The organism is Kaistella jeonii (genome assembly GCF_000812865.1).
Classification (GTDB): Bacteria; Bacteroidota; Bacteroidia; order Flavobacteriales; family Weeksellaceae; genus Kaistella; species Kaistella jeonii.
The window spans coordinates 174699-187543 of record NZ_JSYL01000004.1; the positions used below are offsets into that span (position 1 = coordinate 174699).

The following is a 12845-nucleotide window of genomic DNA, read 5'->3' on the forward strand; positions in this document are numbered from 1 at the left end:
AGGAAGAATTTTCAAATACAATTATAAAACTTTCCATCAATTTGAGTTGTTATTTGAAAGCATCTTAAATTTTTAAAAGGGTAAAATCAAGACCGCTGAATCTGGGAAAAACCTAAATGAAGTTTTCTAATATTTATCATTATTTCCGTAACTTTCAGTGTTATTTAAAGACTAATCTATAAAATTAATTGGATGCTTAAAGCAGAAAATGTAACAAAGACTTATAACGCCGGGAAAAAGCTGGCGCTCGAAAATTTCTCTATCGATGTTCCTGAAGCCAGTATTTACGGATTATTAGGTCCGAATGGCGCCGGAAAAACGACTTTCATTCGAATCATCAATCAAATTACGCAGGCAGATTCTGGCGAAGTTTATATCAATAATCAAAAGCTGAATCCCGAACACATCAAACAGATCGGTTATATGCCGGAAGAACGTGGTTTATACAAAAACATGTCTGTTGGCGACCAGATCCTTTATTTTGGGGAGCTAAAAGGAATGAGTAAAAGCGATGCACTGTCGCAAGCCAAATATTGGTTCGAACAATTACAGATCGATCAGTGGTGGAAGAAAAAACTGAGCGAACTTTCCAAAGGAATGGCGCAAAAAATTCAGTTTGTAGTCACCGTTTTGCACCGACCGAAGTTGTTGATTTTAGACGAACCTTTTTCAGGTTTCGATCCGGTAAATGCGAACTTAATTAAAGACCAGATCCTGAAATTAAAAAATAACGGAACGACCATTATTCTCTCGACTCACCGAATGGAAAGCGTGGAAGAAATGTGCGATTACGTAGCACTGATCGACAATGCAAAGAAAGTTCTAGACGGAAAAGTATTTGATGTTCGCGAAAAATTCAAGAAGAATATTTTTGGAATTACGCTTGCCGAAGTGAATGAGGAGAAATTTGAACTCTTTAAAAATCAGTTTCAAATTAATGATTATTCGACCGAAAATCAGCTGGTTTCCTTTAATCTAAAAAATGATAACGACCAGAATTTACTATTAAATGAACTCATGAAAATCGGGAAAATAAGATCGTTTGACGAGAAAATCCCGAGCATGAACGAAGTCTTTATCAACGCCGTACAACAATAAATGATCATTGATGGCTTGTTTAGTTAATAACATCATCTATCAATTATCAGTGATCAACAATCAACTATAACTTATGAAAAATATATTTCTCATCACCAAAAGAGAATATCTCACGCAGGTAAAGAAAAAATCTTTTGTCATTCTTACGCTTTTAGCGCCGATTCTGATGATCGGTTTCGGACTTTTAATTGCCTTCATGTTTAAAGCCAATGAAAGTTCAAGCACCTTTAATGTAGTTGATAAAAGCGGACTTTTCGTAGGAAATTTGAAAAGTACAAAAGCCATCAAATATGTTTTTGTTCCTCAGGAAAACGAACGGGCCCTAACCGCAACTTTGAAAGATATGACCGGAATTGAAGGATTATTGATCATTCCAAAATTGGAAAATAATAATTTCGATAACCTGGAAAAAAATTCTCAATTGCTCATTAATAAAAAAATTGGGTTCGACACCAAATCAAGTGTTGTAGCAGATCTCTCAAAAATCATCAAGAAAGAAAAAATAAAAACACTCGGTATTTCTCAAGATCAATTGAGTAATTTGGATAAAAATTTCGACCTCAACACCCAAAATATTGTCGATAATAACAAAGGCGATTCTGATCTGGATTTTGGCGTAAAATCGGGTTTGAGCATGGTTCTCATGTACGCCGTTTTCATGTTCATAATCATTTATGGTGTTCGTGTGATGCGAAGCGTTTTGGAAGAAAAAAACAATCGTGTTGTAGAAATCATCATTTCCTCGGTGAAACCTTTTGAATTAATGATGGGAAAAATCTTGGGCGTTACTTTGGTTGCAGTAACCCAGTTCAGCATCTGGATCACCATGTCGGTCATTGGCGCATTATTTTTGAATACAGGATTTTCAGCCATGCAGAAACAGATTCCGGGTGGTGAACAGTCGGCGGAAATGATGCAGAAATTTGATTTCAAACAGACTGCGACGGAAGTTTCCCACATTCTTTTAGACTTGAATTTTCCGCTCATTATTTTCGTATTTATTGTCTTTTTTTTACTCGGCTATATTTTTTACAGTTCGATGTACGCAGCAATCGGTTCTGCAGTTGATAACGAAACGGAAACGCAGCAATTTACTTTGTTTGCAATAATTCCTTTGATGTTAGGAATGTACGGAAGTTTCACCATCATGAATAATCCGGAAGGTCCGCTTGGTTTCTGGCTTTCGATGATCCCATTTACTTCGCCCGTTGCGATGATTGCTAGAATTCCGTTTGGAGTTCCGGCGTGGCAAATTGCATTGTCGATGTTTTTATTAATCGCTTCTACGCTGCTCATGATCTATCTGGCGGCGAAAATTTACAGAGTTGGAATTTTAATGTACGGAAATAAAGCGACTGCAAAAGAACTTTGGAAATGGATCAGGTCTTAGTTAATTGATGGTAGGATCTTTACTTAAAAAATACCCATAAAAATTCCTTTCGATGATTTGAAAGGAATTTTTGTTATTTTAGCGATTAAATAAAGTATCACACTAATGATACCTATCTCTACAGATTTGGTTGTATTTACATCATAGAGTGATATATAAGCAAGTTAGCTGAAATTTTAAACAAACATTCGCATTAAATCGAAACCAGATAAAATTTAACGAAAAATCACTAAATAAGTACATGGACAAAATACAACTTTACGAAATTTTCTTTCAAAAAAGTAATTCTTATTATCATGAACAACTAAAATACTACGAACAAGGAAAAAAATGGAGATTTAATTATTCTGCTGTAATATTTGGTGTTTTTTGGTTTCTATATAGAAAAATGTATCTGGAATTTTTTATCATTTTCATTTTTTATTATTTGGAAACAATTTTTGAAAATGTAGTTTTAACAAATTTTATTGGAATTGAGCAAACAAAAGTTGTGAATTTTTCTGTTACAATTATTCTTTTAATGACTTTAGGAATTGTTGGAAATAATTTATATATCAAAAAAGCGAAAAGAACATTAAAAAATGCTGAAGTAAAATATTCTGAAATTGAAAAACAGAAAGAATATATCGCTAAAAAAGGAGGAACAAGTTATATTTTTATAATATTTTTACTAGTTATACTTATTCTTTCAATATTCTTGAGTTAAAAAAAACTTCTGCTAACAGCGGTTTTGCAATAGTGCGGGATTTCGCCAAGTTTAAAGATTTTACATTTTCCGAAGATTAGTTTATAATAGAATGATTTGGCATTTTAAGCCGCACCATCGCAAAGCCGCAAACGGTTAGAAGTAATTTTAAACAAACCCGTAATCAAATCAATTAATTATGAAATATTCTTTTTATATATTCTTTACATTATTATTGAGTTTTAAAATTCAAGCACAAAATGAAAAATCAGTTGCAAAAAATAATGAAATAACAATTCCAATAGGCACTGAATTAAAACTAAACGTAAAAGAAAACAACGGAAAGTTTTCAAATTTTAAAATTATTAGTGAATCAAAAATTACAAACCCAATCGATATGATGTCGACTCTGGAAAAAATTGAAAAAAAAGAAATTGTTTCCGACGATATAGATTTTAAATTTTCGCAAGCAGATTTTATGGGTTCAAAATTGGTAATTTTAACGACAGTACAAAATTTCACTAAACCAATTATTTTCAAAGCAAAAATTAGAATAAAAGGAAATAATGAATATGTAGAAACATCAATTGTTCAAAAAGCGCCTCACGTTTTTTCTGTTGAACAATGGCAAGATCCTATCGACTCAATTATATTATCTGACTTCAAATTTACCGACTAAAAAAAATCCTGCTGACGTGGTATTTACACTAACGGGTCTGAAGTTTTCATCGAAGATTTTAGCGATTAATTAAGTTTTTAGCAAGTAGAAAGTTTTTGTATTTTTATCCCGCCTGCATAAATACCCAACCGTTAGCAGAAATTTTAAACAAACAATCTTCACTAATGAAATTTATTATATTTTTTCTTGGAATTTCTACCTTTTGCTTCTCGCAAAAATTTAATTTTATTTACGAAACAAAATACAAACTGAATTCAGAAAAAGAAGATGATGTCTATTCCGAGAATATGATTTTGGATTTAAAAAATAATATTTCAATTTTTAGAGATTCACTAGACAAAAAAAATGATTCAATAAAGTTGAATAATGGAAACGGAAGGTATAATATGGGTGTTGAAAACAAATTCTATGTCAAAAAGAATCTCGCTCAAAAAAGAATTGAAAAAGTAATAAATTATTTGGGAACAGATTATCTTCTTCCAATTGAGGAAATCTTAAATTGGAAAATAACTTCCGAACAAAAAATGATTGGAAAATATAAATCTCAAAAAGCAGTAACTACATATGGAGGAAGAAACTGGATTGCTTGGTTTACAACAGAATTACCTTTCAGTGATGGTCCATATATTTTCAATGGTTTACCTGGGTTGATTGTTTCTATTCAAGATTCAAACAATGAATATTCATTTAATTTGATAGAAGTCAAAAAAGGCGGGAATATTTTTGACGCACGTACAAAAGCACTAAAAATTGATTGGAAAAAATATGAAACACTTGCAAAATCATATTTTAATGATCCATTTGATATAAATTCAAAAGGGTGGAAAAACGCTACATTTACCGACCCGAAAGGTAATACAGTGGATATTTCTATAAAGAATAAAGAAATGCAAAATAATATTTTACAAGAAAATAATCCAATTGAATTAAATCACAAAATAAACTACAAATAAAAACTTCTGCTAACACGTTATTTATACAAGTGGGTCTGAAGTTTTCATCGAGGATTTTAGAGATTAATTAAGTTTTAAGCAAGTAGAAAGTTTTCGTATTTTGATCCCGCCTGCAGAAATAGCCAACCTTAGCCGTAATTCTATGAAGTCAGTTTTCCAAATATCATTGTTGTTTATAATTTTAGTTTCGTGTAAATCTGAAAAACAAAAACAATTTGAAAAAGATATTGTTGGAGAATGGAACTACGATAAACAGGTAGAATATAAAAAACATGTGGACGACAGTCAAATAATTGAAGAACCTCCTTCACCTTTTTTTGCAAATTTAGGAGGCTTTATTTTTAAAGATAACGGAACCGTAATTGATAAAATAGGTTTTTTTGATTTCAATGAAGGAAAATCAAGAGAAGAAAGAAAAATAACATACAAAGGAGATTCGACAGATTATAAACTTGATAATGACAGTTTAAAAATTCTTGACCCAATAAAAAATTCTTGGAGTAATTATAAAATTATATCTATTACAAAAGATACTCTAAAACTCCAAAAGCATGATGGCTATTATTTAAAATATTTTAAACCTAAATATGAATTAAATGCAGATGAAACTTTTGACAAAATAATTATTTCATCTTCTGGATGTTATGGAACTTGTGCGATTAACAGTATTGAATTCGATAGAAGTGGAAAAGTATTTTATTATGGAGAAAAATACAATACTATCAATGGATTTTATAAATCTACAATTTCAAATATTGAATACAATAAAATTGAAAATTCTTTTAAAAAAGCCAATATTAACAAACTTAAAAATAATTATTACGCTCGCGTGACAGACTTGAACACGATAACTATAACATTTGTAAAAAACAATAAAATAATAAAGACGATCTCTGATTATGGAAGTCAAGCGCCCTCTGAACTAGTGATGGCTTACAGAAAGGCATTATACAAATATCAAAATCTGAAATTATCACAATTCAAAACCGAAAAAGACTTTCCACTTTCAACAATGTTTCGCATTGATAAAAGAAAAAAAACTTTATTCCTCGCAGATTCAGAAAGGTTTCTACTTTTAAATGAAATTCTTAATGCAAAACAAGTAGAATTAAATTTTAAAGAGAATTTCAATTTAACGATTTTTGGAGATGAAGACAAGGATATCGTTATCAAAACTAATGGGAGATTCTTTAAATATGGAACTAAAATCTACGACATTGGATATAATTTCATTGAAAAAAATAATTTAGAAATTCGAGAAGAAAATTACTAAAAAAACTCCTGGTAACAAAGTATTACTATTAAAGGGGAACTGCCACCTGCAAAGAGAATATTACCACCCGCAAAGTAAATACTACCACCCGCAAAGAGAATACTACCACCCGCAAAGAGAATACTACCACCCGCAAAGAGAATACTACCACCCGCAAAGAGAATACTACCACCCGCAAAGAGAATTATCTGACATCCAGGAAAAATAATCTGCCACGAACTCAGAAAATTTAAACTAAAAAAAATCCCATCAAATAAAATTGATGGGATTTGTATAAATGAAAAGTTCTATTTTATTGGAAAACATAACTTAAACCTACGCTAAAAACCTGTTCAGATTTTTTCTTTTGAATATTAGAATCACTTCCCTTTTCGTTCTCTAAACCGGGGTAAGTATTACTGAGACCTAAATCATAACGCGCAGTAAGTTCGAGCTGTCTTTTGTAAGAATAACCTACACCAAGACCAACTGCAAAATTAAAAGTGGCTGCTTTACCGTTTACACCAGTTACAGGATCTCCTTCTACCGTATATCTTAAAGGTGCATCTTTTACATTTTGATTGATCAGAAAATTAAATTTCGGACCTGCCATTGCGAAGAATTCAGATTCTGCTTCAGAGAAATACCCTTTAAAATAAAGAGGGATACTGATGTAATTGTTGCCATAAACCGCATCATATCCAACTGCTCCTTTTGCATCTTTGTCTTTCCCCGATTCACCGGCTCCTAAATATTCAACTTCGGGCTGAATAAAAAACTGGTTGTTTTGACCAATCGGGATCATCGCCAGGAAACCACCATAAAAAGAATATAACGGACCCGACGGATTATGCGCGTTGCTTACCCGGGAGTAAGTTCCACCTGCAGTTACTCCGTATCGGGTACTGCTCAAATCAATCTGCGCAGATAAAAATGTAGCTGCGCAAAGTGCTGTACTGATTAAAATCTTTTTCATATTGTGTTGTGTTTTTATCCTAATACCTTGGCAACCGTAGCGCCGATCTCCGCTGGAGAATCTACTACGTTGATGCCATTTTCTCTCATGATCGCCATTTTAGCTTGAGCAGTATCTTCATCACCACCAACAATAGCTCCGGCATGACCCATTGTTCGTCCTTTTGGTGCAGTTTGTCCTGCGATAAATCCTACAACTGGTTTTTTAGAACCACTTGCTTTGTACCATCTTGCAGCTTCAGCTTCTAAGTTACCACCGATCTCACCGATCATTACAACCGCATCAGTTTCTGGATCATTAATGAAAAGTTCCAAAGCCTCTTTTGTAGTTGTTCCGATGATTGGATCACCCCCGATTCCGATCGCGGTAGAAACTCCATAACCTGCTTTTACAACTTGATCTGCAGCTTCATATGTTAAAGTTCCTGATTTAGAAACGATTCCTACTCTTCCTTTTTTGAAAACAAAACCTGGCATGATACCAATTTTCGCTTCGTCAGAAGTAATAATTCCCGGGCAGTTTGGCCCGATCAATCTGCAATCTCTGTCAGCGATATAAGCTTTCACTTTTACCATATCTTCAACCGGAATTCCTTCTGTAATACAAACAATTACTTTGATTCCCGCTTCAGCAGCTTCCATGATCGCATCTGCAGCAAATGCTGGCGGAACGAAAATAATAGAAACATTTGCACCTGCTTTTTCAACAGATTCTGCAACGGTATTGAAAACTGGTTTACCCAAATGTTCTGAACCACCTTTTCCAGGAGTTACACCGCCAACAACGTTGGTTCCGTATTCAATCATTTGTCCTGCGTGGAAAGTTCCTTCGTTTCCGGTAAATCCCTGTACAATTACTTTAGAATCTTTGTTTACTAATACTGACATCTTTTATTTTTTAAATTTATTTAAATATTTTTCTGAATACAAAATTACTTAATAATATTTGCTTCTTTATTTGATCAAAATCTATTTAAGATTTTTAATTTTAATTTCTTTTTTCAAATAATCTTTGAAATTTTCTGCTAAAGGTCCAAAATAAGTTCCTTTTTTCAGATCTTTATTTACGCCCGTTTTTCCTAAAAGCACGGTTCCACTCGCCACACGAACTCCGGATGCCATTCCGACCTGTCCCCAAACGGTGACTTCATCTTCCAGAATACAGCAACCTGCAATTCCGACCAAAGAAGCGATCATGCATCTCTTTCCGATAATGGTATCATGACCAATTTGAATTTGATTATCTAAAACTGAACCTTCACCAATGATGGTTGAATCGGTAACACCACGATCGATCGTGCAATTATTACCAATTTCTACATTATTCCCAATGATGACATTTCCGACAGAAATCAACCGGTCGAAATTCCCATCGAGTTTTCTGTAATAAAAAGCATCGCCGCCTAAAACAGTTCCGCTTTGAATGATGACATTATCGCCAATAATGGTTCCGTCACCAATCACCACATTTGGAAATATCAAACAGTTCTTACCAATTTTCACCTCATTACCGATCACTGCCGAAGGATGAATTTTTGTTCCGTCGCCCACTTCAAGATCATGAAGTTCTTCGGTGAAACTGTAAATTCTTCTGAAATGCGTATTGATCTTATTGAAATCCCGAAAAGGATCATCGGAAACCAAAAGCGCTTTTCCTTCCGGACAGTCAACTTCTTTATCAATTAAGATAATGGTTGCAGCAGAATTCAGGGCTTTATCGTAATATTTTGGATGATTCACAAATACAATTTCGCCACTTTTCACCCGATGAATTTCATTGGTTCCCAGAACAGGAAAATTTTCGTCACCAATCATTTTGGCTCCGATAATCTCTGAAATGGTTTTTAGCGTCTGTGGTTTTGTAAAGTTCATAAATATTAGATTTTCGATTAAAAATTTCTAGTTTCAAATTATTAAAAACTTGCAGCAAGAAATATCTAACTCGATTTATTTTACTCTTTCCAGATAACTTCCGTCTTCGGTGTTGACTTTAATTTTATCTCCAGCTTCGATGAACAAAGGAACCATTACTCTTGCTCCTGTCTCAACGATTGAATTTTTCAAAGCATTTGTCGCTGTATTTCCTTTTACTCCTGGATCAGCTTCGATAACCTCCAAATAAACAGTTGGTGGAATTTCCGCAGAAAGTGGAGACTCATCGCTGTCTTTCAAAATGATCGTCACTTCTTCGCCCGCTTTCATAAACTGAGCGTTTTCGATCATATTTTTATCAATATATATTTGAGAAAAATCGTCATTATTCATAAAGTGAAATCCGTTGTCATCTTCATATAAATACTGGAATTTTCTGGTAATTACTTTAACTTCATCAATTTTGTGACCTGCAGAAAAAGTATTATCTAAGACTTTTCCGTTGGTTACAGATTTCATTTTTGTTCTTACGAAAGCTGGACCTTTTCCAGGTTTAACGTGCATGAATTCAATGATCTTGAAAATATCGTTGCTGAATTCGATACACATTCCTTTTTTTATATCGTTGCTTGTTGCCATTTATTTTGATAGTTGATAGTTGAAAAATTAATTTCTACTCGTTATTTTTTAAATTTATTTAATCTTTTCCGGTTCCGTACCCTTTCACAATTCCGCTTGGAGAATTTTTGATGAATTCTAAAATTTCATCTCTTTCTGCCGTTGGAAGCATTTCCTTTTCAATATAACTTGATGCTTGTGAAACATTCATTTTCATTTGAAAAATAGCGCGGTAAATTTTTTGTATTTCGAAAATTTTATCGTTCGTAAATCCTCTTCTTCTTAAGCCTACAGAATTAATTCCGGCGTAAGAAATAGGATCTCTACCTACTTTTACATAAGGTGGAACGTCTTTTCTGATAAGTGATCCGCCAGAAATCATAGCATGTTTTCCGATCTTACCGAATTGCTGAATGGCAGAAAGTCCGCCCATTACAACATAATCACCAATTTCTACATGTCCGGCGATTCCGCAACCATTTGCAATAATTACGTTGTGACCAAGAATACAATCATGCGCAATATGAGAAGTCGCCATAATTAAACAGTCTTTCCCAATTTTGGTAAAACCGAGTGCTTTTGTACCGCGATTTACAGTAACACATTCTCTCAAAGTTGTTCCGTCACCAATAATGACCTGAGTATCTTCACCGTCAAATTTCAGATCCTGTGGAACTGCAGAGATGACCGTCCCAGGAAAAATACGGCAATCTTTACCGATTCTTGCACCATCCATAATGGTTACATTAGATCCGATCCAGGTTCCTTCACCAATTTCTACATCACCTGCAATTGTTGTAAAAGGTTCTACTATTACATTTTTATGAATGCTCGCACGTTTATCTACTGCAGCTAATTGATGTATCATTCCGTTACTTTTCTTTTTGCTACCTGTGCCATCAATTCTGCTTCTACTACAACACTGTCGCGTACATAGCCATAACCCTGCATGTGAACAATTCCTCTTCTGATCGGTTCCAGCAAATCGATTTTAAATAATAAAGTATCGCCAGGAACTACTTTCTTCTTGAATTTTACTTTATCAATTTTAATAAAATAGGTAGAATAATTTTCGGGGTCAGGAACACTTGCCAAAACTAAAATTCCAGCTGCCTGTGCCATTGCTTCTATCTGCAAAACGCCCGGCATAACTGGCTCCAGCGGAAAGTGACCTACAAAGAATGGCTCGTTCATCGAAACATTCTTCAATCCAACGACATGACTGTCTGACAATTCTAATATTTTATCGATCAATAAAAATGGCGGTCTGTGTGGCAATAACCTCATGATCCCATTAATATCGAAAACCGGCTCTTTGGATAGATCAAAATCCGGAACATTTTTTCTTCTTTGTAATTTCCACTGTCGGTTCAGTTTTTTTGCAAACTGTGTGTTCACAAAATGTCCCGGTTTGTTGGCAATTACTTTTCCTTTAATTTTTACGCCGACCAAAGCTAAATCACCGATCACATCAAGCAATTTGTGACGTGCCGCTTCATTTGGGTAATTTAAGGTCAGATTATCTAAAATTCCGTTCGGTCTGATTGAAATATCATCTTTACCGAAAGCTTTCTTCAACTTTTCTGCAGTTTCCGGAGTTAATTCTTTATCGACGTAAACAATCGCATTCGAAATATCACCGCCTTTGATAAGACCTGCGTCTAAAAGCATTTCTAATTCGTGAAGAAAACTGAAGGTTCTTGCGGAGGATATTTCATTTTTAAAATCTGCGATATCCTTTAAAGTAGCATTTTGAGTTCCTAAAACTTTGGTCCCAAAATCTACCATGGTCGTCACTTCATAATTATCTGAAGGAATAATGGTAAGCTCAGAACCGGTCGCAGCATCTACATAACTAAGAACTTCTTTAACCACCAAATATTCTCTGACAGCGGATTGTTCTTTGATACCGGCTTTCTCAATTGCTTCTACGAAAAACTTTGATGATCCATCTAAAATAGGTGGTTCAGCGCTGTTCATTTCCAAAATTGCATTGTCGATATCACAACCTACCAATGCGGCAAGTAGATGTTCGCAAGTATGAATTCTTACACCCAATTTCTCAAGTGTTGTTCCTCGTTCTGTAGTGGTAACATAATTCACATCAGCTTCGATGTGAGGATGACCTTCAAGATCAGTTCTTACAAATATAAAACCTGAGTTTTCCTTCCCTGGTTTAATTGTTAATTTTACTTCCTTTCCGGTATGAAGTCCTATTCCTGAGAGAGAAATCTCTTCAGATAGAGTTTTTTGCTTATCACTCATTAGTTTTATCTTTTGAGTTATTTTCTAGGTCATTGATTCTTTTCACGATCTGGCTAAAATTTCTAAAATGAACATAATTTCTTCTGTATTCTCCGGCATTAATCGCCGGTGAACCATAAAGAATCTCGCTATCCTTCGCGCTTGAATTCACACCGCTTTGGGCTTGAATCCTCACCTGACTTCCTATGGTAATATGACCCACAATCCCAACTTGACCACCAATTTGATTCCAGTCCCCAATTACAGTAGAACCTGCAATTCCTGTTTGTGCAGCAATTACATTGTTCTGACCGATCTTTACGTTGTGCGCAATTTGAATTAAATTATCGATTTTGGTTCCTTTGCCAATGACCGTCGAACCAATAGTTCCGCGATCAATCGTACAATTTGCACCAACTTCTACGTCATCTTCTAATATTACGTTTCCGAGTTGCGGGATTTTCTGATAGCCATCTTTGGTGGGTTGAAAACCAAAACCGTCTGAACCAATTACCGTATTAGAATGTACGATGCAATTATCGCCAATCACGCAGTAATCATAGATTCTTACGCCGCTATAAATAACGCAGTTTTTTCCAATTTTCACGTTTTTCCCTATAAAAACCTGAGGGTAAATTTGACTTTCATCGCCAATTTTCACTTTTTCAGAAACACATGTAAAAGCTCCAACATATACATTTTCACCCACTTCTGCAGTTTTGTGAAATACTGCACCGTCCTCAATACCAGATTTTCTGCCCTGCATTTCTTTATAAAGATTCATTAAAATCTGAAAAGAAAGATAGGCATCTTCTACGGCAATAACGGTTGTAGGATAAGAGTCTTTTGTTAATAATTTTTCTGAAACGATGAGAACTGAGCATTTTGAAGTCTCGATATGATCTGCAAATCTTTCTTGTGCAACGAAAGAAAGGTGGCCTTTTTCGCCACTTTCAATAGGTGAAACTCCACTGATCGTCGCAGTTTCATCGCCTATGATTTTTCCGTTAATAAAACTTGCAATCTGAGATGCTGTAAATTCCATATCTTGCAAATATAAGAAATTCCCAATTATGTCA

Annotated in this window: 13 protein-coding genes; 6 read left to right on the top strand and 7 right to left on the bottom strand. The window is 34.3% G+C overall.

Features of this window, described 5'->3' with window-relative positions; translation table 11 throughout:
• The first annotated feature begins 192 nt into the window (after positions 1 to 192).
• The 6 genes from OA86_RS08445 to OA86_RS08470 all read left to right on the top strand — a co-directional run bounded on the left by OA86_RS08445 (position 193) and on the right by OA86_RS08470 (position 6078).
• Positions 193 to 1098 carry an ABC transporter ATP-binding protein gene (locus tag OA86_RS08445; protein ID WP_039351652.1) on the top strand — a complete coding sequence of 302 codons (906 nt, stop codon included), beginning with the start codon at positions 193 to 195 and terminating at the stop codon, positions 1096 to 1098.
• A gap of 73 nt (positions 1099 to 1171) precedes the next feature.
• Positions 1172 to 2488: an ABC transporter permease gene (locus OA86_RS08450; RefSeq protein WP_039351654.1), complete on the top strand. Its 1317-nt coding sequence runs from the start codon at positions 1172 to 1174 to the stop codon at positions 2486 to 2488.
• 241 nt (positions 2489 to 2729) lie between these two features.
• Complete coding sequence (locus tag OA86_RS08455) at positions 2730 to 3194, top strand: DUF2628 domain-containing protein (RefSeq protein ID WP_039351656.1); 465 nt, start codon at positions 2730 to 2732, stop codon at positions 3192 to 3194.
• A gap of 178 nt (positions 3195 to 3372) precedes the next feature.
• Positions 3373 to 3852, top strand: a complete 480-nt coding sequence (locus OA86_RS08460) for a hypothetical protein (RefSeq protein ID WP_039351658.1) — start codon at positions 3373 to 3375, stop codon at positions 3850 to 3852.
• A 164-nt stretch (positions 3853 to 4016) separates the two neighbouring features.
• Entirely contained in the window at positions 4017 to 4805 is a 789-nt protein-coding gene (locus tag OA86_RS15325) for a GLPGLI family protein (protein WP_074781399.1), read from the top strand.
• Between the two features lie 169 nt (positions 4806 to 4974).
• Entirely contained in the window at positions 4975 to 6078 is a 1104-nt protein-coding gene (locus tag OA86_RS08470; RefSeq protein WP_039351660.1) for a DUF6438 domain-containing protein, read from the top strand.
• 292 nt (positions 6079 to 6370) lie between these two features.
• Here OA86_RS08470 and OA86_RS08475 read toward each other — a convergent pair whose 3' ends face one another.
• The 7 genes from OA86_RS08475 to lpxD all read right to left on the bottom strand — a co-directional run bounded on the left by OA86_RS08475 (position 6371) and on the right by lpxD (position 12811).
• Positions 6371 to 7033, bottom strand: coding sequence for a porin family protein (locus tag OA86_RS08475; RefSeq protein WP_039351663.1), 663 nt, complete (start codon positions 7031 to 7033; stop codon positions 6371 to 6373).
• Between the two features lie 14 nt (positions 7034 to 7047).
• Positions 7048 to 7920, bottom strand: coding sequence for a succinate--CoA ligase subunit alpha (sucD, locus tag OA86_RS08480; RefSeq protein WP_039351665.1), 873 nt, complete (start codon positions 7918 to 7920; stop codon positions 7048 to 7050).
• Positions 7921 to 8001: 81 nt separating this feature from the next.
• Positions 8002 to 8904 (bottom strand): LpxD N-terminal domain-containing protein, encoded by a 903-nt coding sequence (locus tag OA86_RS08485; RefSeq protein ID WP_039351667.1) that lies wholly within the window; start codon positions 8902 to 8904, stop codon positions 8002 to 8004.
• 75 nt (positions 8905 to 8979) lie between these two features.
• Positions 8980 to 9543: an elongation factor P gene (efp, locus tag OA86_RS08490; protein ID WP_039351669.1), complete on the bottom strand. Its 564-nt coding sequence runs from the start codon at positions 9541 to 9543 to the stop codon at positions 8980 to 8982.
• Positions 9544 to 9601: 58 nt separating this feature from the next.
• On the bottom strand, positions 9602 to 10390 hold the full coding sequence (gene lpxA, locus OA86_RS08495; RefSeq protein ID WP_039351671.1) for an acyl-ACP--UDP-N-acetylglucosamine O-acyltransferase: 789 nt from the start codon (positions 10388 to 10390) through the stop codon (positions 9602 to 9604).
• Positions 10387 to 11787 carry a bifunctional UDP-3-O-[3-hydroxymyristoyl] N-acetylglucosamine deacetylase/3-hydroxyacyl-ACP dehydratase gene (locus tag OA86_RS08500; protein ID WP_039351673.1) on the bottom strand — a complete coding sequence of 467 codons (1401 nt, stop codon included), beginning with the start codon at positions 11785 to 11787 and terminating at the stop codon, positions 10387 to 10389. The genes lpxA and OA86_RS08500 overlap by 4 nt, the downstream gene beginning before the upstream one ends.
• Positions 11780 to 12811, bottom strand: coding sequence for a UDP-3-O-(3-hydroxymyristoyl)glucosamine N-acyltransferase (gene lpxD, locus OA86_RS08505; protein WP_039351675.1), 1032 nt, complete (start codon positions 12809 to 12811; stop codon positions 11780 to 11782). Before lpxD ends, OA86_RS08500 begins: the two co-directional genes overlap by 8 nt.
• Between the last annotated feature and the right edge of the window lie 34 nt (positions 12812 to 12845).

Bases quoted from the DNA above. Each gene is read 5' to 3' on its own strand.
- OA86_RS08500 (WP_039351673.1), bottom strand. From the start codon at position 11,787: ATGAGTGATAAGCAAAAAACTCTATCTGAAGAGATTTCTCTCTCAGGA.
- OA86_RS15325 (WP_074781399.1), top strand. From the start codon at position 4,017: ATGAAATTTATTATATTTTTTCTTGGAATTTCTACCTTTTGCTTCTCG.
- lpxD (WP_039351675.1), bottom strand. From the start codon at position 12,811: ATGGAATTTACAGCATCTCAGATTGCAAGTTTTATTAACGGAAAAATC.
- OA86_RS08485 (WP_039351667.1), bottom strand. From the start codon at position 8,904: ATGAACTTTACAAAACCACAGACGCTAAAAACCATTTCAGAGATTATC.
- lpxA (WP_039351671.1), bottom strand. From the start codon at position 10,390: ATGATACATCAATTAGCTGCAGTAGATAAACGTGCGAGCATTCATAAA.
- OA86_RS08455 (WP_039351656.1), top strand. From the start codon at position 2,730: ATGGACAAAATACAACTTTACGAAATTTTCTTTCAAAAAAGTAATTCT.
- OA86_RS08475 (WP_039351663.1), bottom strand. From the start codon at position 7,033: ATGAAAAAGATTTTAATCAGTACAGCACTTTGCGCAGCTACATTTTTA.
- OA86_RS08450 (WP_039351654.1), top strand. From the start codon at position 1,172: ATGAAAAATATATTTCTCATCACCAAAAGAGAATATCTCACGCAGGTA.
- OA86_RS08445 (WP_039351652.1), top strand. From the start codon at position 193: ATGCTTAAAGCAGAAAATGTAACAAAGACTTATAACGCCGGGAAAAAG.
- sucD (WP_039351665.1), bottom strand. From the start codon at position 7,920: ATGTCAGTATTAGTAAACAAAGATTCTAAAGTAATTGTACAGGGATTT.
- efp (WP_039351669.1), bottom strand. From the start codon at position 9,543: ATGGCAACAAGCAACGATATAAAAAAAGGAATGTGTATCGAATTCAGC.
- OA86_RS08460 (WP_039351658.1), top strand. From the start codon at position 3,373: ATGAAATATTCTTTTTATATATTCTTTACATTATTATTGAGTTTTAAA.